22 protein-coding genes and 4 tRNA genes are annotated in these 18,331 nt (G+C 69.7%); 4 read left to right on the plus strand and 22 right to left on the minus strand.

Annotated features, from left to right (window positions below):
* Window positions 1–405: 405 nt before the first annotated feature.
* The 9 genes from rplL to AB0D48_RS14390 form a co-directional block, all read right to left on the minus strand.
* Window positions 406–789 carry a 50S ribosomal protein L7/L12 gene (gene rplL / locus AB0D48_RS14350; protein WP_362395241.1) on the minus strand — a complete coding sequence of 128 codons (384 nt, stop codon included), beginning with the start codon at window positions 787–789 and terminating at the stop codon, window positions 406–408.
* A gap of 110 nt (window positions 790–899) precedes the next feature.
* Window positions 900–1,430, minus strand: coding sequence for a 50S ribosomal protein L10 (gene rplJ, locus AB0D48_RS14355; protein WP_215144029.1), 531 nt, complete (start codon window positions 1,428–1,430; stop codon window positions 900–902).
* Between the two features lie 250 nt (window positions 1,431–1,680).
* Window positions 1,681–1,941: a hypothetical protein gene (locus AB0D48_RS14360; RefSeq protein WP_362395244.1), complete on the minus strand. Its 261-nt coding sequence runs from the start codon at window positions 1,939–1,941 to the stop codon at window positions 1,681–1,683.
* Window positions 1,942–1,975: 34 nt separating this feature from the next.
* The gene (locus AB0D48_RS14365; RefSeq protein ID WP_362395247.1) at window positions 1,976–2,911 is read right to left on the minus strand and encodes a hypothetical protein; all 936 of its coding nucleotides are present in this window, start codon (window positions 2,909–2,911) and stop codon (window positions 1,976–1,978) included.
* Between the two features lie 177 nt (window positions 2,912–3,088).
* Window positions 3,089–3,817: a 50S ribosomal protein L1 gene (rplA, locus tag AB0D48_RS14370; RefSeq protein WP_362395249.1), complete on the minus strand. Its 729-nt coding sequence runs from the start codon at window positions 3,815–3,817 to the stop codon at window positions 3,089–3,091.
* An 88-nt stretch (window positions 3,818–3,905) separates the two neighbouring features.
* Complete coding sequence (rplK, locus tag AB0D48_RS14375; RefSeq protein WP_008739735.1) at window positions 3,906–4,340, minus strand: 50S ribosomal protein L11; 435 nt, start codon at window positions 4,338–4,340, stop codon at window positions 3,906–3,908.
* 170 nt (window positions 4,341–4,510) lie between these two features.
* A complete protein-coding gene (gene nusG, locus AB0D48_RS14380; protein WP_362395254.1) occupies window positions 4,511–5,476 on the minus strand; it encodes a transcription termination/antitermination protein NusG in 966 nt (321 codons plus the stop codon).
* A gap of 84 nt (window positions 5,477–5,560) precedes the next feature.
* Window positions 5,561–5,842 carry a preprotein translocase subunit SecE gene (secE, locus tag AB0D48_RS14385; RefSeq protein WP_030825982.1) on the minus strand — a complete coding sequence of 94 codons (282 nt, stop codon included), beginning with the start codon at window positions 5,840–5,842 and terminating at the stop codon, window positions 5,561–5,563.
* Window positions 5,843–5,948: 106 nt separating this feature from the next.
* Window positions 5,949–6,021 (minus strand) — tRNA-Trp (locus tag AB0D48_RS14390).
* A gap of 193 nt (window positions 6,022–6,214) precedes the next feature.
* On the opposite strand from AB0D48_RS14390, the gene AB0D48_RS14395 reads away from it, so the two are divergent.
* On the plus strand, window positions 6,215–7,441 hold the full coding sequence (locus AB0D48_RS14395; RefSeq protein ID WP_362395257.1) for a pyridoxal phosphate-dependent aminotransferase: 1,227 nt from the start codon (window positions 6,215–6,217) through the stop codon (window positions 7,439–7,441).
* 424 nt (window positions 7,442–7,865) lie between these two features.
* Window positions 7,866–8,885: an adenosine deaminase gene (locus AB0D48_RS14400; protein WP_362395259.1), complete on the plus strand. Its 1,020-nt coding sequence runs from the start codon at window positions 7,866–7,868 to the stop codon at window positions 8,883–8,885.
* On the opposite strand, the gene AB0D48_RS14405 is transcribed toward AB0D48_RS14400, so the two are convergent.
* From AB0D48_RS14405 to AB0D48_RS14450, 10 genes are all read right to left on the minus strand, one after another.
* Window positions 8,875–9,291, minus strand: a complete 417-nt coding sequence (locus AB0D48_RS14405; protein WP_362395262.1) for a hypothetical protein — start codon at window positions 9,289–9,291, stop codon at window positions 8,875–8,877. The two genes, AB0D48_RS14400 and AB0D48_RS14405, sit on opposite strands and share 11 nt — an antisense overlap.
* Before the next feature lie 15 nt (window positions 9,292–9,306).
* A complete protein-coding gene (locus tag AB0D48_RS14410; RefSeq protein WP_362395476.1) occupies window positions 9,307–10,422 on the minus strand; it encodes a UDP-N-acetylmuramate dehydrogenase in 1,116 nt (371 codons plus the stop codon).
* The gene (locus tag AB0D48_RS14415) at window positions 10,419–10,817 is read right to left on the minus strand and encodes a DUF3291 domain-containing protein (protein WP_362395265.1); all 399 of its coding nucleotides are present in this window, start codon (window positions 10,815–10,817) and stop codon (window positions 10,419–10,421) included. The genes AB0D48_RS14410 and AB0D48_RS14415 overlap by 4 nt, the downstream gene beginning before the upstream one ends.
* A gap of 86 nt (window positions 10,818–10,903) precedes the next feature.
* Window positions 10,904–12,349: a DHA2 family efflux MFS transporter permease subunit gene (locus tag AB0D48_RS14420; RefSeq protein WP_362395268.1), complete on the minus strand. Its 1,446-nt coding sequence runs from the start codon at window positions 12,347–12,349 to the stop codon at window positions 10,904–10,906.
* 79 nt (window positions 12,350–12,428) lie between these two features.
* On the minus strand, window positions 12,429–12,998 hold the full coding sequence (locus AB0D48_RS14425) for a helix-turn-helix domain-containing protein (RefSeq protein ID WP_362395271.1): 570 nt from the start codon (window positions 12,996–12,998) through the stop codon (window positions 12,429–12,431).
* Window positions 12,999–13,102: 104 nt separating this feature from the next.
* Complete coding sequence (locus tag AB0D48_RS14430) at window positions 13,103–13,531, minus strand: MaoC family dehydratase (RefSeq protein ID WP_362395274.1); 429 nt, start codon at window positions 13,529–13,531, stop codon at window positions 13,103–13,105.
* A gap of 1 nt (window position 13,532) precedes the next feature.
* A complete protein-coding gene (locus tag AB0D48_RS14435) occupies window positions 13,533–13,985 on the minus strand; it encodes a MaoC family dehydratase N-terminal domain-containing protein (RefSeq protein ID WP_362395278.1) in 453 nt (150 codons plus the stop codon).
* Window positions 13,986–14,152: 167 nt separating this feature from the next.
* Complete coding sequence (gene rpmG, locus AB0D48_RS14440; protein ID WP_003956487.1) at window positions 14,153–14,317, minus strand: 50S ribosomal protein L33; 165 nt, start codon at window positions 14,315–14,317, stop codon at window positions 14,153–14,155.
* Between the two features lie 88 nt (window positions 14,318–14,405).
* Window positions 14,406–14,478 (minus strand) — tRNA-Met (locus AB0D48_RS14445).
* A 48-nt stretch (window positions 14,479–14,526) separates the two neighbouring features.
* Window positions 14,527–14,599, minus strand: a tRNA-Thr gene (locus AB0D48_RS14450).
* Between the two features lie 463 nt (window positions 14,600–15,062).
* On the opposite strand from AB0D48_RS14450, the gene AB0D48_RS14455 reads away from it, so the two are divergent.
* Together AB0D48_RS14455 and AB0D48_RS14460 are read left to right on the plus strand one after the other, a co-directional pair.
* Window positions 15,063–16,397 carry an amidohydrolase family protein gene (locus AB0D48_RS14455; RefSeq protein WP_362395281.1) on the plus strand — a complete coding sequence of 445 codons (1,335 nt, stop codon included), beginning with the start codon at window positions 15,063–15,065 and terminating at the stop codon, window positions 16,395–16,397.
* Window positions 16,398–16,451: 54 nt separating this feature from the next.
* Window positions 16,452–17,108, plus strand: a complete 657-nt coding sequence (locus tag AB0D48_RS14460) for an SDR family oxidoreductase (protein WP_362395284.1) — start codon at window positions 16,452–16,454, stop codon at window positions 17,106–17,108.
* 16 nt (window positions 17,109–17,124) lie between these two features.
* Here AB0D48_RS14460 and AB0D48_RS14465 read toward each other — a convergent pair whose 3' ends face one another.
* From AB0D48_RS14465 to AB0D48_RS14475, 3 genes are all read right to left on the minus strand, one after another.
* The gene (locus tag AB0D48_RS14465; RefSeq protein WP_362395287.1) at window positions 17,125–17,523 is read right to left on the minus strand and encodes a DUF3574 domain-containing protein; all 399 of its coding nucleotides are present in this window, start codon (window positions 17,521–17,523) and stop codon (window positions 17,125–17,127) included.
* A 90-nt stretch (window positions 17,524–17,613) separates the two neighbouring features.
* On the minus strand, window positions 17,614–18,042 hold the full coding sequence (locus AB0D48_RS14470; RefSeq protein ID WP_362395290.1) for a hypothetical protein: 429 nt from the start codon (window positions 18,040–18,042) through the stop codon (window positions 17,614–17,616).
* Window positions 18,043–18,187: 145 nt separating this feature from the next.
* Window positions 18,188–18,269: transfer RNA gene (locus AB0D48_RS14475), tRNA-Tyr, on the minus strand.
* Window positions 18,270–18,331: the final 62 nt, after the last annotated feature.

Genomic DNA, 18,331 nt, shown 5'->3' on the forward strand with positions numbered 1-18,331 from the left:
CAAAGGGTCAGTGTAGCCACTTGGCTCACTGATGTCCAGACCAGGTTTCCGGAAACCGGCAACAGGCCTTCCCCATGTTGTTTGAAACCAACCCTGCATGCATCCAACGCTGCGGCCCTCGTACACAGAGCGCGTATCAGTACTGCCCTCTTCGTAGTCGATCCATGCCTCGGATCCCGATCCGAGGCGGTCGAGCTTGCGACGGGACTGAGAATTGCGCGCCACGTCCCGTTCGTCAAGGCCCCCTGCTCCGAGCGGATCATCTCCGGACCCTGCTTCGAGGCAACGATGATCACCCTACTCCCCAACGGGACCAGGGCAAGTCAGGCACTACGGGTACGCCAAAGGGCGACCACCCTTTCGGGTGATCGCCCTTGGTTGGGGCCTCAGGAGGCCCCAGAGGTGTTACTTGACCTCGACGGCCGCACCGGCGCCCTTGAGGGCCTCGGCGGCCTTCTCGGCGGCGTCCTTGGCAACCTTCTCGAGGACCGGCTTCGGGGCGCCGTCCACGAGGTCCTTGGCCTCCTTGAGGCCCAGGGAGGTCAGCTCACGCACGACCTTGATGACCTGGATCTTCTTGTCGCCCGCACCGGTGAGGATGACGTCGAACTCGTCCTTCTCCTCCTCGGCCTCGGCGGTGACGCCCGGGCCGGCCGGACCGGCAACGGCGACGGCCGCGGCGGCGGTGACGTCGAACTTCTCCTCGAAGGCCTTCACGAACTCGGAGAGCTCGATGAGGGTCATCTCCTCGAACTGGGCGAGGAGGTCGTCCTGAGAGAGCTTCGCCATGATGGGCGATCCTTCCACTAAATCGGCAGGTGCCGGATGTATAGAGAGGCGGGCGTAACGGCCCGCTACGACCCACGCACTAGGCGGCGTAGATCAGTGCGCGAGCCGAATTACTCGGCACCGCCCTGCTCGGCGAGCTTGACGCGAAGCGCTTCCGCAGTGCGGACGAACTTCGACGGCAGCGCCTGGAAGAGCGAGGCAGCCTGAGACTGCTTGCCCTTGAACGCGCCGGCCAGCTTGCTGAGCAGAACCTCGCGGGACTCGAGGTCCGCAAGCTTCTTGATCTCATCGGCGGTGAGCGCCTTACCATCAAGGACACCCGCCTTGATGATGAGGTTCGGGTTCTCCTTGGCGAAGTCACGCAGGCTCTTCGCCGACTCCACCGGGTCACCGGTGATGAAGGCGACCGCGGTCGGACCAGCGAAGTGCTCGTCCAGCGCGGTGATCCCGGCCTGGTTGGCCGCAATCTTGGTCAGCGTGTTCTTCACCACGGCGTACTGGGCGTTCTCACCGAGCGAACGACGCAGCGTCTTGAGCTGCGCGACGGTGAGACCCCGGTACTCGGTCAGCACGGCGGCGTTCGAGCTCTGGAACTGGTCCGTGAGCTCGGCTACCGCGGCAGCCTTGTCGGGCCTTGCCATAGAGCGTCGGCCTCCTTCCGGGTGATGAGGACCGCTCAGAAGGGGCTGAACAAAACGAAACGCCCCGGCGCATGCGCACGGGGCGTAAGCTCGACCGAATTACTCCGGGAGCTTTTCCACGAACACCTGCGCAGGACGTCCGCGCTCAGCGGATCCTTCGGCCGCCGCACCCTTGCGGGCACGGCAACGACCAGCGGTCTTTGGCTTCTGGGGAAGCGTACGTGAAGGGGTCCAGTCGAGGCAAATCGCCTCAGGAGCCGCTGCCCTTCAGCACGTCGTCGAAGGAGATGGCCTGCTCGGCCGGCGGTGCGGCGACCGGGGCCGCGGTGCCGAAGTCGGAGAACTTCGCCGTGGTCCTGAACGTACCGTCACCGTCCGTGCTCACCGAGTCGACGCGGACGGGGTACCCGTCCTGCCCGATCCACAGGTCGACCTCGAAGGCCGTGAGGTGTTTCACGGACTCGTGGAGGTAGTGGCGGTCCTTCTCCCCCGTGAAGGGATCTTTCGACAACTGAATGCGGATCGGCCGCGTACGCGCGGGCTGGTCAGGCGCCGGCCTTGCCCAGTTCCCCGAGCATGGCGAAGAGGTCGAAGGTCTCGTTCTCCGGCGGGGCCTGAACCGAGACCGCGGAGCCGTAGTCCGAGTAGTGGGCGTCCATGGTCATGGACCCCTGCGGCATGCGGATGCCGGCCTTCATGTGGACCGGGTAGCCGTCCTTGTTCACCCAGACGTCCATGTCGTAGTCCGCGATACCGGACTTCTTCATGGCCTCGACGAGCTTCGTGCGGTCGGCCTCGGACAGCGCCTTGGAGGACTCGTTGGCCGCGATCATCTCTCCGAGGGTCAAGGTGCCCTTGTAGTGCTCGGTGTCCGTGCCGTCGACCTTCTCGGCGCCCAGGTGCTTCACGTTCGGCGAGCTGAGCAGCAGGGCGAGCTGCTTGGCCGGGTCCTGGCTCTGCTCCATGCCGCCGACGCCTCCGAACTTCTTCAGCGCCTCCGCGTCCCCCGAAGCCTCCGCGGCCGCCTTGATGTCCAGCTTCATCCAGCGCTTGCCGTCCAGCCCCTCGGACATCGGGGAGTCGGCCGGCATCTCCATGAACATGACGTCGTTCGACATGATCATGCGGATGGAGTCGACGCCGGAGCCCGGGGTGAGCGCCCCCTTCATGGTGAGGTCCATGACGTTGGGGTCCCAGCCCTGGACGCCCGTCACCTCCACCGTGCCGCCACCACCGGCGGACGCGGGCATCGACATCGTCATGCGGACCTTGGCCGACTTGGCGGCCGAGGTCTTCTTGTAGGCCGCGGTGAGCGCCTCGGCGGCGGAACCGCCCGCCGCCGGCGTGCTCGGCTGCGCGGACGCACTGGCGGCGGCCTTGCCCGAGTCGTCCTTCTTGCCGTTCTCGCACGCCGTGGCGCCGCCCACGAGCAGTACGGCGGCCAGCGCGGCGCCGACGGTCTTCTTCCGGTAAACAGACACGGAGGTCCCCACCCCTTGAATGATCGTTGTTCGAGGCGACCTTACGTTCTCCCGCCGACGGACCGCGCGCCATTACCCCCCGCATGACGGGATGTGTGGCGCTGAACACGGAAACGGGCCCCCCGCCACCCCGTCAGGGGGGCGAGAGGCCCGTTCGGACGATCAGAGCGGTGAGGCTCAGACAGCAGCCGGGTCTTCCTCGACGAGGAGGTTCCGGGTGCGGTTGGAGTCCAGCTGGATGCCGGGACCCATCGTGGTGCTCAGGGCAGCCTTCTTGATGTAGCGGCCCTTCGCGGCGGACGGCTTCAGACGGAGGATCTCGTCCAGAGCGGCGCCGTAGTTCTCGACCAGCTGCTCATCGGAGAAGGAGACCTTGCCGATGATGAAGTGCAGGTTCGAGTGCTTGTCGACGCGGAACTCGATCTTGCCACCCTTGATCTCGGTGACAGCCTTCGCGACGTCCATGGTGACGGTGCCGGTCTTCGGGTTCGGCATGAGGCCACGGGGACCGAGCACGCGGCCGAGGCGGCCGACCTTGCCCATGAGGTCCGGGGTGGCGACAACGGCGTCGAACTCGTTGAGGCGGTTGCCCTTGGCGATCTCGTTGATCAGCTCGTCGTCGCCGACAATGTCGGCGCCGGCGGCTTCCGCGGCCGCAGCACGGTCACCGGTCGCGAAGACCAGGACCCGGGCGGTCTTGCCGGTGCCGTGCGGGAGGTTCACGGTGCCACGGACCATCTGGTCGGCCTTGCGCGGGTCGACACCCAGGCGGAAGGCGACCTCGACGGTGCTGTCGAACTTGGTCGCGGAGGTCTCCTTGGCGAGACGGACGGCCTCGAGCGGGGCGTACAGCTTCTCCCGGTCGATCTTGGCGTCCGCAGCGCGGAGAGTCTTGCTGCGCTTCACTTCTGCTCCTGTGTTTTGACTTCAGGTGTGGAGTCGTGGTGCGGACCAGCGCTTGGTCCTACCACTGGTGGTGCTGGGGGTGGCTGGATCAGCCTTCGACCGTGACGCCCATCGAGCGCGCGGTGCCGGCGATGATCTTCATCGCGGCATCGACGTCGTTGGCGTTCAGGTCGGGCATCTTCAGCTCGGCGATCTCGCGGACCTGGGCGCCGGTGAGCTTGGCGACCTTGGTCTTGTGCGGCTCGCCGGAGCCCTTCTCGATGCCCGCGGCCTTCAGGATGAGGCGCGCGGCCGGCGGGGTCTTGGTGATGAAGGTGAAGGAGCGGTCGTCGTAGACCGTGATCTCCACCGGCACGACCATGCCACGCTGCGACTCGGTCGCGGCGTTGTAGGCCTTGCAGAACTCCATGATGTTGACGCCGTGCTGACCGAGCGCGGGGCCGACCGGCGGAGCCGGGTTGGCCGCACCGGCCTTGATCTGGAGCTTGATAAGCCCCGTGACCTTCTTCTTCTTGGGAGGCATTGCTCTCTCCGGGTCCTAGTGAGAGTTTTCGCCGCCAATCCGGTCATCCGGATGGAGGCATACCGCACCACGATAACGGGTATCGGTGCGGGGCTAAAAACCGAGCAGGTCAGACCGCCCTTCAGGGGGCGGTCTGACCTGTCCGGAAGCTGAGTCTCAGAAGAGGTGGATCAGTTCTTCTGGATCTGGTCGAAGCTGAGCTCCACCGGGGTCTCGCGGCCGAAGATCTCGACGAGACCCTTGACCTTCTTCGAGTCCGGGTTGATCTCGTTGATCGTCGCCTGGAGCGTCGCGAACGGGCCGTCGGTGACGGTGACCGAGTCGCCGACCTCGAAGTCGAGCACCTCGATCGTGCGCTTGACGGCGGGCGCCGGCAGACCGGCCTCTTCCGCGGCGGCCTTGGCGGCCTTCTCCTGCGCCTCCGGGGCGAGCATCTTGACGATCTCGTCCAGGGTCAGCGGGTACGGGTCGTACGCGTTGCCGACGAAGCCGGTGACGCCAGGCGTGTTGCGGACGACACCCCAGGACTCGTTCGTCAGATCCATGCGGACGAGAACGTAACCGGGCAGCTTGTTCTGCCGGACGTTCTTGCGCTCGCCGTTCTTGATCTGGACGATCTCTTCCTCGGGCACCTCGGCCTGGTAGATGAACTCCTCGACGTTCAACGAGACGGCGCGCTGCTCCAGGTTGGCCTTCACGCGCTTCTCGTAGCCGGCGTAGGTGTGGATCACATACCACTCGCCGGGCAGGAGGCGCAGCTCGTCGCGCAGCGCCTGGATGGGGTCGACGGGCTCGGCGGGCTCGACCTCGGCGGCCTCCTCGGCCTCCTCGTCGGCTGCGGCCTCGACCTCGGCGTCGGCGTCGCCCTCTTCCTCGGCGTCGCCCTCTTCCTCGGCGTCGCCTTCTTCCTCGGCGTCGTCGGCGGCCGGCTCGACCTCGGCGTCGTCCTCGATCTCGGCGTCAGCCTCGACCTCGTCCTCGACGTGCAGCGCGGCATGTTCGGCGGCGACACCCGCCTTGGCGTCGGCGTGCTCGGCCTCGTCGGGGTCCACAGCGTCTGCCGCCTCGACGATGTCGAGCTCGTCCTCGACGGACTCGACGGAGTCGCGGCTCGCGTTCAGGTTCGGGTCAGACACGGTGGCTGCTTCTTCCTGGATACAAAAGGTGGTGGAACATGCGAAAACGGGCGGCACCCATCAAGGCGCCGCCCTCCGCGGGGATCAGCCGAAGACGAACTTGATGGCTTCCTGGAACCCATAGTCAATCACGGTCACCAGACCGATCATGATGACCACGAAGACAATCACCACGGTGGTGTACGTCGTGAGCTGGTTGCGAGTGGGCCATACAACCTTGCGGAGTTCCGCGACGATCTGGCGGTAGAACAGCGCGAGACGGCCCAGGGGGCCCTTCTTACCGCGCTTGCCGCCCTTGCGGGCCTTCTTCTCGCGCGTCTCGTCCTCGGCGTCAGGCATGTCGATGGAGCCCAGGGCGTCCGTCACGTCTCTCACCTGAATCCGGGTCGTGGCCGTACCGCGCCCGGTTGCGCCGCACGGCGTTGCATCGAAGTACGTACCTGCGCACACACATCCGAGAAGGAGTGTGGAGCAGGGCCGGAGGGACTCGAACCCCCAACCGCTGGTTTTGGAGACCAGTGCTCTACCAATTGAGCTACGACCCTTTGCGTCCCCCAACCTACCGCATCCAAGCGAGTGCACGGAGTGCTCACGCTCTGGGGTGGCCGGCGAGGTCCAACGACAGGTGAGTGTACGTGAACCGGGCCCTGACGTCGAACAGAACCCGGCGCGGCATCCGCCTGTCCGGTAACTGAAACGGTGTGCGGCGCCTCTTTGCGGTCTGGGACGATTGCCCGCATGACCTCTGCAACGCCTTCCTCCGAGCGCCGGGTGTCCGCCCGTATCGGCGCCATCTCCGAGTCCGCCACCCTCGCCGTCGACGCCAAGGCCAAGGCCCTCAAGGCCGCCGGGCGCCCGGTGATCGGCTTCGGCGCGGGCGAGCCCGACTTCCCGACCCCGGACTACATCGTCGAGGCCGCGGTCGAGGCCTGCCGCAACCCCAAGTACCACCGCTACACGCCGGCCGGCGGCCTGCCCGAGCTCAAGGCCGCGATCGCCGCGAAGACCCTGCGCGACTCCGGCTACGAGGTCGACGCGTCCCAGGTCCTGGTGACCAACGGTGGCAAGCAGGCGATCTACGAGGCCTTCGCCGCCATCCTGGACCCGGGCGACGAGGTCATCGTCCCGGCCCCCTACTGGACCACCTACCCGGAGTCCATCCGTCTCGCCGGCGGTGTCCCGGTCGAGGTCGTCGCCGACGAGACCACCGGCTACCGCGTCTCCGTCGAGCAGCTGGAGGCCGCGCGCACCGAGCGCACCAAGGTCGTCCTGTTCGTCTCCCCGTCCAACCCGACCGGCTCGGTCTACAGCGAGGCCGACGCCCGCGCGATCGGCGAGTGGGCCGCCGAGCACGGCCTGTGGGTGCTGACGGACGAGATCTACGAGCACCTGATCTACGGCGACGCGAAGTTCACCTCGCTGCCGGTCCTGGTCCCGGCCCTGCGTGACAAGTGCATCATCGTCAACGGCGTCGCCAAGACGTACGCGATGACCGGCTGGCGCGTGGGCTGGGTCATCGCCCCGCAGGACGTCATCAAGGCGGCGACCAACCTGCAGTCGCACGCCACGTCCAACGTCTCCAACGTGGCCCAGGTCGCCGCGCTGGCCGCCGTCTCGGGGAACCTGGACGCGGTCGCGGAGATGCGCAAGGCCTTCGACCGCCGTCGCCAGACCATGGTCAAGATGCTCAACGACATCGACGGCGTCTTCTGCCCGACTCCCGAGGGCGCGTTCTACGCGTACCCGTCGGTCAAGGAGCTCCTCGGCAAGGAGATCCGCGGCAAGCGCCCGCAGACCTCCGTCGAGCTCGCCGCCCTGATCCTGGACGAGGTCGAGGTCGCGGTCGTCCCCGGCGAGGCCTTCGGCACCCCGGGCTACCTGCGCCTCTCGTACGCCCTGGGCGACGAGGACCTGGTGGAGGGCGTCTCGCGCGTCCAGAAGCTCCTGGCGGAGGCCAAGGCCTAGGCGCGGCCGGCAGCAAGGCCCTGAGCGGCGTCACCCCTACGGGAGTGACGCCGCTCAGGCGTTCCCGGCCCCGGGCCACGGTCCGGCTGCGCCAACACCCAGGTCGCGACCCGACCAATCAGCCCCGCCGGCACAACTCAGCCCCACCGGCACGACTCAGCCCCGCCGGCGTTTGAGGCGCGGGGTCCGGGGCGGAGCCCCGATCCTTGAGCCCCGCCGGCACAACTGAGCCCCGCCGACGTTTGAGCCCCGGGGCCGGGGGCGGAGCCCCGATCCTTGAGCCCCGCCGGCGATTGAGGCGCCGGGTCCGGGCGGCGCCGGGAGGCCCCGCGCAGCGGATCCCCACCCCGTTCACGCGTTCGCGCAAGCCCCCGATCGGTAAAACCCCCTCCCGCCGAGCGCAGCGGTACGGCAGGATCACCAGATGGAGCACGCACGCGATCTCACGCTTCTGCCGAAGGCCCACCTCCACCTGCACTTCACCGGGTCGATGCGACCATCGACCCTCCTGGAGCTCGCGGACAAGTACGGCGTGCGCCTCCCCGACGCACTGACCGCCGGCGAGCCACCCAAGCTCCGCGCCACCGACGAACGCGGCTGGTTCCGCTTCCAGCGGCTCTACGACGCCGCCCGTTCCTGCCTCCGCGAGCCCGACGACATCCGGCGCCTGGTCCGCGAGGCGGCGGAGGAGGACGTACGGGACGGCAGCGGCTGGCTCGAGATCCAGGTGGATCCCACCTCGTACGCCCCCCTCCTCGGCGGGATGATCCCGGCCGTCGAGATCATCCTCGACGCCGTGGACAGCGCGTCCCGCGAGACCGGCCTCGGGATGCGGGTCCTCATCGCCGCCAACCGCATGAAGCACCCCCTCGACGCCCGCACCCTCGCCCGCCTCGCCGTCCGCTACGCCGACCGCGGCATCGTCGGCTTCGGCCTCTCCAACGACGAACGCCGCGGCATGGCCCGCGACTTCGACCGGGCCTTCGCCATCGCCCGCGAGGGCGGCCTCCTCGCCGCCCCGCACGGCGGCGAACTCACCGGCCCCGCCTCCGTCCGCGACTGCCTCGACGATCTCCACGCGTCCCGCATCGGGCACGGCGTACGGGCCGCCGAGGACCCCCGGCTGCTCAAGCGGCTCGCCGACCGGCAGATCACCTGCGAGGTCTGCCCCGCGTCGAACGTGGCCCTCGGGGTCTACGAGCGGCCCGAGGACGTCCCGCTGCGCACCCTCTTCGAGGCCGGGGTTCCGATGGCGCTCGGCGCGGACGACCCTCTGCTGTTCGGGTCCCGGCTCGCCGCGCAGTACGAGATCGCCCGCCGCCACCACGGCTTCACGGACGCGGAGCTCGCCGAGCTGGCCCGCCAGTCGGTGCGCGGTTCGGCCGCGCCCGAGGACGTACAGGCGAAGCTGCTGGCCGGGATCGACCACTGGCTCACCGGGTGAGCCGCAGGTCCCCCTCGTAGCAGTCGGCGCGCACCCGTCCGCCGTCCGGGAAGCCGATCTCCAGGTGCGTGCGCCCCTGCTCGGGCAGCGCGAACTCGGCGACCGAGGCGACCGTCTCGCCGAGGTGGCGCAGGAAGGGGTGGTCGCCGAGGTCCTCGCCGACCTCGATGCGGCCCCACTCCCCCATGTCGTACGGCTCGTGCGGGGCGGCGGACTCGACGATGAGGCACTGGTCGGACCCGGTGGTGATGCGGATGGAGTCCCCGACGCTGTCGATGAGCCAGACGTCGAGGGGAGCCTCGGAGCGCTCGCCGTCGCTGATGTGCCAGGACGCGACGACTCGGCTGAGCGTGCGCCCCACGAGGCGGGTGGGGTCCGTACCGGCTCCGTGCAGGGGACAGAGCATGGCGGCCGGGACTCCTCAGATACTGACGCCGACCGTCACCGGCTCGTTGACCAGGGTGACGCCGAAGGCCGCGTGGACGCCCGCGACGACCTCGCGGGCCAGGACGAGGAGGTCCTCGGTGGTTGCCTCGCCCCGGTTGGTGAGGGCGAGCGTGTGCTTGGTGGAGATGCGGGCGGGGCCGGTGCCGTAGCCCTTGGTGAATCCGGCCTTGTCGATCAGCCAGGCGGCGCTGGTCTTCGTACGGCCGTGGCCCGCGGGGTAGGCGGGCGGGGCGGTGTCGGGGCCGAGGCGGTCCTGGACGCGGGCGAGGAAGGCGGCGTACGCCTCGTCGGTCAGGATCGGGTTGTGGAAGAAGGAGCCGGCCGACCAGGTGTCGTGGTCGGCGGGGTCGAGGACCATGCCTTTGCCGGCGCGCAGGCGCAGTACGGTCTCGCGGGCGGTGGCGGCGGGGACGCGGTCGCCGGCCTCGACGCCGAGGGCACGGGCGGTCTCGGGGTACTTGATCGGCGCCGACAGCCCGCCGGCGTCTTCCAGGGCGAAGCGCACGCGCAGGACGACGTACCGCTCGGGTTGGTGCTTGAAGAGGCTGTTGCGGTACGTGAACGCGCACTCGGCGGCGGTCAGTGTGACCGTCTCGCGGCGGTTGCGGTCGTAGGCGACGACCTCGGTGATGGTGTCGCAGACCTCCTGGCCGTACGCCCCGACGTTCTGGATGGGGGTGGCGCCGGCGGAGCCCGGGATTCCGGCGAGGCACTCGATTCCGGCGAGGCCGGCTTCGACGGTGCGGGCGACGGCGTCGCTCCAGTTCTCGCCGGCGGCGAGCTCCAGGCGCGTGCCGTCGAGGTGGAAGCCGGTTGTCGCGATGCGCAGGGCGGTGCCGGCGAAACCCTGGTCGCCGATGACCAGGTTGCTGCCGCCGCCGATGACGAGGAGCGGGGTGCCGCTCTCGTCCGCGGCTCGGACGGCGGCGACCACCTCGGCGTCGGTGGTCGCGGTGACCAGACGGGCGGCGGGGCCACCGAGGCGGAAGGTGGTCAGCGGGGCGAGGGGGGCGTCGTGGAGTTCCTGCACGTGGACAAGAGTACGGTCCGTACCCCTCGCATCCCTGCGGGGCCACGGACCGGGACTCAGTAGGCCGTCTTCTGCTCGGCCAGGCGTCGCTCCGCCTCGGCCCAGCTGATGGGGAGGTCGGCGGCCTTCACGGTCCAGAAGGTGAAGGCCGACTCCTTCATGAAGGCGGCGGCCGCCCGGGAGCTGGAGCGGTGCGGCTCACTGCGGGCGAACCGGTAGAGCGCGTCCCGGTCCTCCCAGGCGGAGAGGGTCAGGAAGGTGCGGCCGAGGACGCGCGCCCGCAGGGCGACGCCATGGGCGCCGGGGGCCTTGCGGATCTGGCCGATGATGCCGGGGGCCTTGAGGAAGAACTTGAGGGCGCCGGCGAGGGTGGAGGTCTCGAAGCGGGAGGCCATGACGTAGACCTCGGCGCCGGGTGCGGCCTGGGTGGGGGTGGACCAGGGGATGTCGGGCACGACGTCACTCCTTCACGGGATCGCACGAAGCGTAAGGATCACAGTTGCTTTTTGGGTAGTACATCCATGAACACCTGCGAACCGGGTCAGCCGGCGACGGGAACCTCGTCCGGGACCACGGCCGACGCGGGGACAACCTGCGAGGACTTGGCCTTGCCCGGGAGCAGCAGGGCGAGGACGGCGGACAGGGCGACCGCGCCGGCGCCGATCCACAGGGCGGGGATCGTGCCGTCCGTGAAGGCCTGCGGGGACTCGTATCCGCCCTGGGCGGAGAAGACCGAGGCCAGGACCGCGACTCCGAGGGCTCCGCCGACCTCGCGCAGGGCGTTGTTGGTGCCGGAGGCCTTGCCCTGGTCGGCCGGGGTGACGGTGGACATCAGGACGTTCGCGGCGGGGGCGAAGTAGAGGGCCATGCCGATCCCGCTGAGGATCAGAGGCGGCAGCTGGGCGGCGTACGTGACGTCCGCGCTCAGGATCGCGGCGAACCAGCCGAGGCCGAGGGCCTGGAGCGCCAGCCCGGCGGCGACGACGGGACGGCCGCCGATGCGGTCGGAGAGGATGCCCGCGAAGGGGGCGACGATCATCGGCATGCCGGTCCAGGGCAGCATGCGCAGGCCCGCCTGGGTGGGCGAGTAACCGGCGACGCCCTGGAGGAACTGACTGAGCAGGAAGATCGAGCCGAACATGCCCAGGAACATCAGCAGGCTGGCCAGGTTGATCCCGAGGAAGCCGCGGTTCCGGAAGAGCCGCATGGGGAGCATGGGGTTCGCGTTGTTGAAGCCGTGGTGGATGAACCCGCCGACGAGCGCGGCTCCGACGATCAGGCCGGTCAGCACGGGGGCACTGGTCCAGCCCTTGGCGTTGGCGTTGACCAGGGCGTAGACGATGCCGAAGAGCCCTCCGCTGATGAGCAGGGTGCCCGGGACGTCGAGGCGGGCGCCGGGGGCGGTGGACTCGGCGAGCCGCAGGCGGGCGAGCGGTATCAGGGCCAGGCCTATCGGGACGTTGAGCCAGAAGATCCACTGCCAGGAGATGTGCTCGGTCAGGCTGCCGCCGATGAGGGGGCCACTGGCGACGGCGAGGCCGGTGACAGCGCCGTAGATGCCGAGGGCCATGCCGCGGCGGGCGGCCGGCACTGCGGCGGTGAGCAGGGTCAGGGTGAGCGGCATCATGATCGCGGCGCCGACGCCCTGGACGGCGCGGGCGGCGATGAGTGCGTCGATGCCGGGCGAGAGCGCGGCGGCGGCGGAAGCCCCGGTGAAGATCGCGAGGCCCGCGATGAAGAGCCGGCGGCGGCCGAAGCGGTCACCGAGGGCGGCGCCGAACATGAGGAGGACGGCGAAGGTGAGCGTGTACGCGTTCACCGTCCATTCCAGGTCCTCCAGTTTGCCGCCGAGGTCCTCGCGGATGGCGGGCAGGGCGGTGGTGACGACGAGGTTGTCCAGGGCGGCCATGAAGCTGGCGACGCCGGTGAGGACGAGGGCCCAGACGGCGGGCCCGCGGAGCTTGGTGTCCGGGTCTTGCGTGTTCACGAATTCCCCCTGAGGTTGTTAGTTATCGCTGACTAACTTTCGTACGCATGAGTGACCCGCCCGACAGGCGGGCACGCCCTCACTTCTCCAGGCGGCCCTTGCTGTGGGCCTCGGGGTACAGCCCCTCCCAGACCCGGTGTTCGGGCGGGAATCCCATGGCGGCGAGGGTGTTGATCAGCATCCCGTACGCCATGAAGGTCGTGGTCTCCTTCACGTCGCCCCCGAACGGCACGTGGACGGTGTCCCACAGCTCCATCCAGCCCTTACGGACGAGCTCGCCGAGCTCGCGGTCCCCGGCCGCTTCGGCGGCGGCGACGGTGACGTACATCTGGAGCTGCATCTGGAGCTTGTCGGGATCCTCGGCGATGAGGCGGGTGTAGGCGTTCGCCATGGCCCGCGTGGCCTCCTCGCCGTACAGCCCGTCGGCTGCTTCGGCGAAGACCTCCCGGGTGTCCCGCATGCAGCGCTCGGCGGCGGCGAGGAAGATGGCGGCCTTGTTCGGGAAGAGCCGGAAGAGGTACGGCTGCGAGACGCCCACCCGCTTGGCGATCACCTCGGTGGAGGTCCCGTAGTAGCCGCCGCGGGCGAACTCGTGCATCGCCGCACGGATGACGCTCTCGCGCCGCTCTTCTGCGCTCATCCTTGCCATACGGCTAAGTTAGTACTCAATCACTAACTTGGCAAGGGGTGAGGTAGTGGTGGGAACGGGGTGGGGAACGGGGGTGGGCGGGGCATGCGCGCCCCGCCCCGCCGTCACGCCAGTGCGACCACCGCGCGGGACATGCCCAGCACCTTCTGGCCGGCGCTCATGGCCGTCAGGTCGACCCGAACGCGGTTGTCGTCCAGCTTGGCCGCGACCTTGGCGGTGACCTCGATCAGGCCGCCCCGGTCGTCGTTCGGGACCACGACCGGCTTGGTGAAGCGCACGCCGTACTCGACCACCGCGCCCGGGTCGCCGACCCAGTCGGTGACCACGCGGACCGCCTCGGCCATGGTGAACATGCCGTGCGCGATCACGTCCGGCAGTCCGACCTCCTTGGCGAACTTCTCGTTCCAGTGGATCGGGTTGAAGTCACCCGAGGCCCCGGCGTAGCGGACGAGCGTGGCACGCGTCACGGGGAAGGACGCCGCCGGCAGCTCGGTGCCGACCTCGACGTCGGCGTACTGGATCTGCGCTGCCATGTCAGGCCTCCTCGGGGGCGCGGGAGACGAGCTTCGTCCACGCCGTCACCACGTGCTCGCCGGTCTCGTCGTGGACTTCGCCGCGGATGTCGATGATGTCGTTGCCCGCGAGGGACTTCACGGCCTCGATGGTGGAGGTCACCGAAAGCCGGTCGCCGGCGCGCACGGGGCGCGAGTACGCGAACTTCTGGTCGCCGTGCACGACGCGGCTGTAGTCCAGCCCCAGCTGCGGGTCCTCGACGACCTGGCCCGCCGCCGCGAAAGTGATGGCGAACACGAAAGTCGGCGGAGCGATCACATCGGAGTAGCCGTACGCCTTGGCGGCTTCGGGGTCGGTGTAGACGGGATTGGCGTCACCCACCGCGACCGCGAATTCGCGGATCTTCTCCCGGCCGACCTCATACGGATCGGTGGGCGGGTAGCTCCGCCCCACGAAGGACTGGTCGAGAGCCATGACTCACTACCTCCTGATGAAGGGACATGACCTGATGAAGGGACATGACGGAACACAAAAACAGGTGCGGCATGCGCCGCGGGCGCGGGGCGCCAAAACGACACGAGGCCGCCCCCAATGAAGGGGACGACCTCATGACGGTGCCTGTATACGAGACTTCGCTGGGGTCAGCGGGTCTCGCGGTGCGCGGTGTGCGAGTTGCAACGCGGGCAGTGCTTCTTCATCTCAAGACGGTCCGGGTTGTTACGCCGGTTCTTCTTGGTGATGTAGTTCCGCTCCTTGCACTCCACGCAGGCCAGCGTGATCTTCGGGCGGACGTCGGTGGCAGCCACGTGAGTGCTCCTTGACGGAAATTGGGACGGATGAACGCATACAAGAGTAGCCGACCGGGAGACCGACCCCGCAATCGGCTACTGTGTGTAGCGGCGACCGGACTTGAACCGGTGACACAGCGATTATGAGCCGCTTGCTCTACCGACTGAGCTACGCCGCTTTGATGTGATCCGCTCCCCACCCGAGGGTGGGGAACCTCTCTCACCAGAGCCCCAATGCGGAATCGAACCGCAGACCTTCTCCTTACCATGGAGACGCTCTACCGACTGAGCTATTGGGGCGAGCGATGAAGACATTACACGGTTGCCCGCCGATCGCCCAAATCCTTTGCGGGGACCGGGCTCCGAGGGGGTTCGGAAGCCTTTCTTGATCGGCATGCAGGGGCCTCTTCCGCCGCTTCCGGCCCGGATTGTGTGCGGGCTCACGTCGCTCCACACGCGAACGGGGAGCCGACCGGCGCCCCGGCGGCGCCCGTTGCCCCCTGCCGGTGCCTCTTGACGCCTGCTGATGCCCGTTCGCCTGCTGATGCCTGTTCGCCTGCTGGTGGCTGCTGACGCGTGTGACGTCGATGGGGCGCACGCGCGGGCGCGGGCGCTGAGGCGCACGCGCACCACACCGGTACGACTATTGCGCTCTTCCGTGAAGCGGGCTGCCCCGCGCCCTAGGCTCTGAGCACGCTGCGTGATCTTGGGCCGCGGGCCGCGGCCAGGGCCCAGGAACCGCCCGAGCCACCGCAGGAGCGCGATGTCCGACAGCCAGCCGCCGCAGCCGTCCCACTCCCCTCACAGCGGCCGCGGCGAGGGCGGCGGCCACGGACCCGCACACGGCCCCTCCCAGAGCCCCGCCCGCCTGCGCGTGGGCGGGAACGCGGCCGCCCCCGACGCCACCACCCTGCTCCTCGCCGGGGCCCGCCTCACCGACGGCCGGACCGTCGACGTCCGCCTCAGCGGCGGCCGGATCCAGGCCGTGGGCACCGCCGGCAGCCTCCCGGCCCCCGCCCTCTCCCGCGTGGACCTCAGCGGCTATCTGCTGCTGCCCGCGCCCGCCGAGCCCCACGCCCACGGGGACACCGCCCTGACCGCCGACGGCGAGGGACCCGTCTCCTACACCCCGGACGAGGTCCAGCGCCGGGCCACCGAAGCGGCCCTGCTCCAGCTCGGCCACGGCGCCACCGCCCTGCGCTCGCACGTCCGGATCGGCGACGTACACGGCCTCGGCCCCATGGAGGCCGTCCTCCAGGCCCGCCGCTCGCTGCGCGGACTCACCGACCTGACCACCGTCGCCGTGCCCCGGCTGCTGACCGGGGTGGCCGGCGCCGACGGACTCTCGATGCTGCGGGACGCGGTCAAGATGGGCGCCTCCGTGATCGGCGGCTGCCCCGACCTGGACCCCGACCCGACCGGCTTCCTCGAAGCCGTCCTGGAACTCGCCGACGAGCACGGCTGCCCCGTGGACCTGCACACGGACGGTGACGATCCCGCCCGCCTGTCCCGGCTCGCCGCGATGGCCGGCGGGCTGCGCCCCGGGGTGACCATCGGCCCCTGCGGCGGCCTCTCCCGGCTCCCGCTCGACGTGGCCACCCGTGCCGCCGACCAGCTGGCCGCGGCGGGCGTACGGGTGACCTGCCTGCCCCAGGGCGACTGCGCGGCCCTGGAACGCCGCAGCCTGCGCGCCGCCCCCGTACGCCTGCTGCGGACCGCCGGCGTACGGGTCACGGCGGGCAGCGGGGCGCTGCGCGACGCCGGGAACCCGGTCGGCCGCGGCGACCCGCTGGAGGCCGCGTACCTGCTGGCCTCCCAGGGCGGGCTCCGGCCGGGCGAGGCCTACGCGTCGGTCAGCTCCGCCGCCCGCGAGGCCATGGGTTTGCCGGAGGTCCGGGTGGAGGCCGGTTTCCCGGCGGAGCTGCTCGCGGTGCGCGGGGACCGGATCGCAGCCGTGCTCTCCCTCGCGTACAGCCGGATCGTGATCCACCGCGGCCGGGTGGTAGCCCGTACGAGTGCTGTGCGGGAGTACTGCGACTCCGCCGTCGCGGTGGCCCTGGACCTGCCCCGGCAGGGCCGTTCGGAGCCCGGCCCCTGAAGGTTCGCCCGGCGTTCGCGGGCGTGGGCGCCCGGCTCGTCGTACGGTCGGGTCATGCGCATCGTCATCGCGGGTGGACACGGTCAGATCGCGCTGCGGCTGGAGCGCCTGCTCGCCGCGCGCGGGTACGAGGTCGCGGGGATCATCCGCGACCCGGCACAGGGCGACGACCTCAGGGAGGCCGGCGCCGAACCGGTGCTGTGCGATCTGGAGTCGGCCTCGGTGGAGCACGTGGCGGGCATCCTGCAGGGCGCGGACGTGGCGGTCTTCGCGGCCGGCGCGGGCCCCGGCAGCGGTGTCGGGCGCAAGGACACCGTGGACCGGGGCGCGGCGGTGCTCTTCGCCGACGCGGCCGAACGGGCCCGCGTACGGCGCTTCCTGATGGTCTCTTCGATGGGCGCGGACCCGCACCACGAGGGCGATGACGTCTTCGACATCTATCTGCGGGCCAAGGGCGAGGCCGACGATCACCTCCGGACCCGGCTGGGCCTGGAGTGGACGATCCTGCGCCCCGGCTCGCTGATCGACGACGCCGGCACGGGCCTGGTCCGCCTGGAGGCGCGGACCGGCCGCGGGTCCGTACCGCGCGACGACGTGGCGGCGGTGCTCGCCGAACTGGTCGAGACCCCGGCGACGGCGGGCCTGACCCTGGAGCTGACGTCCGGTTCGACGCCGGTCACCGTGGCCGTCAAGGACGTCGCGGGCAACTGACGGGGCATCGGGCCGGTCAGAACTCGGCGTGCACCTTGTCGTCGGACCGCCCGACCGAGTCCTGCCGGTACTGGTCCTCGTAGGCCTGGCGGATCTTCTCGATGCGGGCGCTGCGCTCTTCGGCCTCCTTCTCGGGGTAGAGGAGCACCACCTCGTACGAGGTTCCGCGGACGGCCTTGCCGTCCTTGCCGCGCCACTGGCCGAAGCCTTCGTGGACGGTCAGCCCCTCGGGGAAGGCGGGGGTGATCTCGCGGTCCAGGAACCGCATGAACTCCCGCTCCCCGATCGTCTGCCGGACGTCGGGGCGCTCGGTACCGAAGTAGAGCCGGGTCTCCTGGTACGGCTCCCCCACGTCCGTGTGGAGCGCCGCTCCCACCAGGACCGGGATCCCTGCGCCGAGCAGGGCGACGAGCACCCCGCCACCTGCTTTCCCCCGCGTGTCAAAGGTCCATTTCACCCCTGGTGAACGAGGAGGAGACCCCGGCGATGCGGTCGATGACGGGCCTCACGGAGTCCCCAGCCGCCGACGCCACCACGGGTCACGCGGCGAGGCATACGGATCGTTGAGTGTGCGCGCGAGGAACCGCTCGTCGAGCGGCGCGAGCACGGCACGCAGCTCGCGCGCCGACCCCCGCGAGAGCCGGTGACAGATGGCCTCCAGCGTCTGCCTGTGGTCTCCGCCCCAGGCAGGCCCACAGCACGGGCATTCGCTGAACCACCGCGGGTACGTCACCCGGGGCCCCGGCTGGTACACCATCTGGCGCCAGCCGCGCAGAGCCTGGTGGGCCGCGCCCGGCGCGTAGGCCCGGCGCTCGACGCGGGCGATCTCGGCAACGGCCTTGGCGGAGAGCCCGGAAATGACGGCTCGGTCGTCCCCAGGGCGTGCTTTTCGGGGCAGGTCCGCCCGGACCTGCGACACGGGCTTACGCGGCATGGGCCTTTCGGATGCTGATCATGCCGTCAGCATGCCCGCGCGCGCCGCCTGTGCCCAACGGTTTTCCCGGCGGTAAGCCCGCCTCCCCGGGGCGGGACACATGCGAGAAGACCCCCGCTACAAGTAACGGGGGTCTTACATCGCGTGGCGACGCCAGGATTCGAACCTGGGTAGGCTAAGCCGACGGATTTACAGTCCGCTCCCATTGGCCACTCGGGCACATCGCCATGGGATGTCACCGGCGAGTCCGCTTTGGGGCGGTGCTCTGTGGCAACGACGTAAACGATAC

The organism is Streptomyces sp. NPDC048269 (assembly GCF_040652395.1).
Lineage (GTDB): Bacteria > Actinomycetota > Actinomycetes > Streptomycetales > Streptomycetaceae > Streptomyces.

Bases quoted from the DNA above. Each gene is read 5' to 3' on its own strand.
- AB0D48_RS14430 (WP_362395274.1), bottom strand. From the start codon at position 13,531: ATGGCAGCGCAGATCCAGTACGCCGACGTCGAGGTCGGCACCGAGCTG.
- AB0D48_RS14470 (WP_362395290.1), bottom strand. From the start codon at position 18,042: ATGCCGCGTAAGCCCGTGTCGCAGGTCCGGGCGGACCTGCCCCGAAAA.
- rplL (WP_362395241.1), bottom strand. From the start codon at position 789: ATGGCGAAGCTCTCTCAGGACGACCTCCTCGCCCAGTTCGAGGAGATG.
- rplK (WP_008739735.1), bottom strand. From the start codon at position 4,340: ATGCCTCCCAAGAAGAAGAAGGTCACGGGGCTTATCAAGCTCCAGATC.
- AB0D48_RS14395 (WP_362395257.1), top strand. From the start codon at position 6,215: ATGACCTCTGCAACGCCTTCCTCCGAGCGCCGGGTGTCCGCCCGTATC.
- AB0D48_RS14425 (WP_362395271.1), bottom strand. From the start codon at position 12,998: ATGGCAAGGATGAGCGCAGAAGAGCGGCGCGAGAGCGTCATCCGTGCG.
- AB0D48_RS14460 (WP_362395284.1), top strand. From the start codon at position 16,452: ATGCGCATCGTCATCGCGGGTGGACACGGTCAGATCGCGCTGCGGCTG.
- AB0D48_RS14455 (WP_362395281.1), top strand. From the start codon at position 15,063: ATGTCCGACAGCCAGCCGCCGCAGCCGTCCCACTCCCCTCACAGCGGC.
- AB0D48_RS14405 (WP_362395262.1), bottom strand. From the start codon at position 9,291: ATGCTCTGTCCCCTGCACGGAGCCGGTACGGACCCCACCCGCCTCGTG.
- AB0D48_RS14400 (WP_362395259.1), top strand. From the start codon at position 7,866: ATGGAGCACGCACGCGATCTCACGCTTCTGCCGAAGGCCCACCTCCAC.
- AB0D48_RS14435 (WP_362395278.1), bottom strand. From the start codon at position 13,985: ATGGCTCTCGACCAGTCCTTCGTGGGGCGGAGCTACCCGCCCACCGAT.
- rplJ (WP_215144029.1), bottom strand. From the start codon at position 1,430: ATGGCAAGGCCCGACAAGGCTGCCGCGGTAGCCGAGCTCACGGACCAG.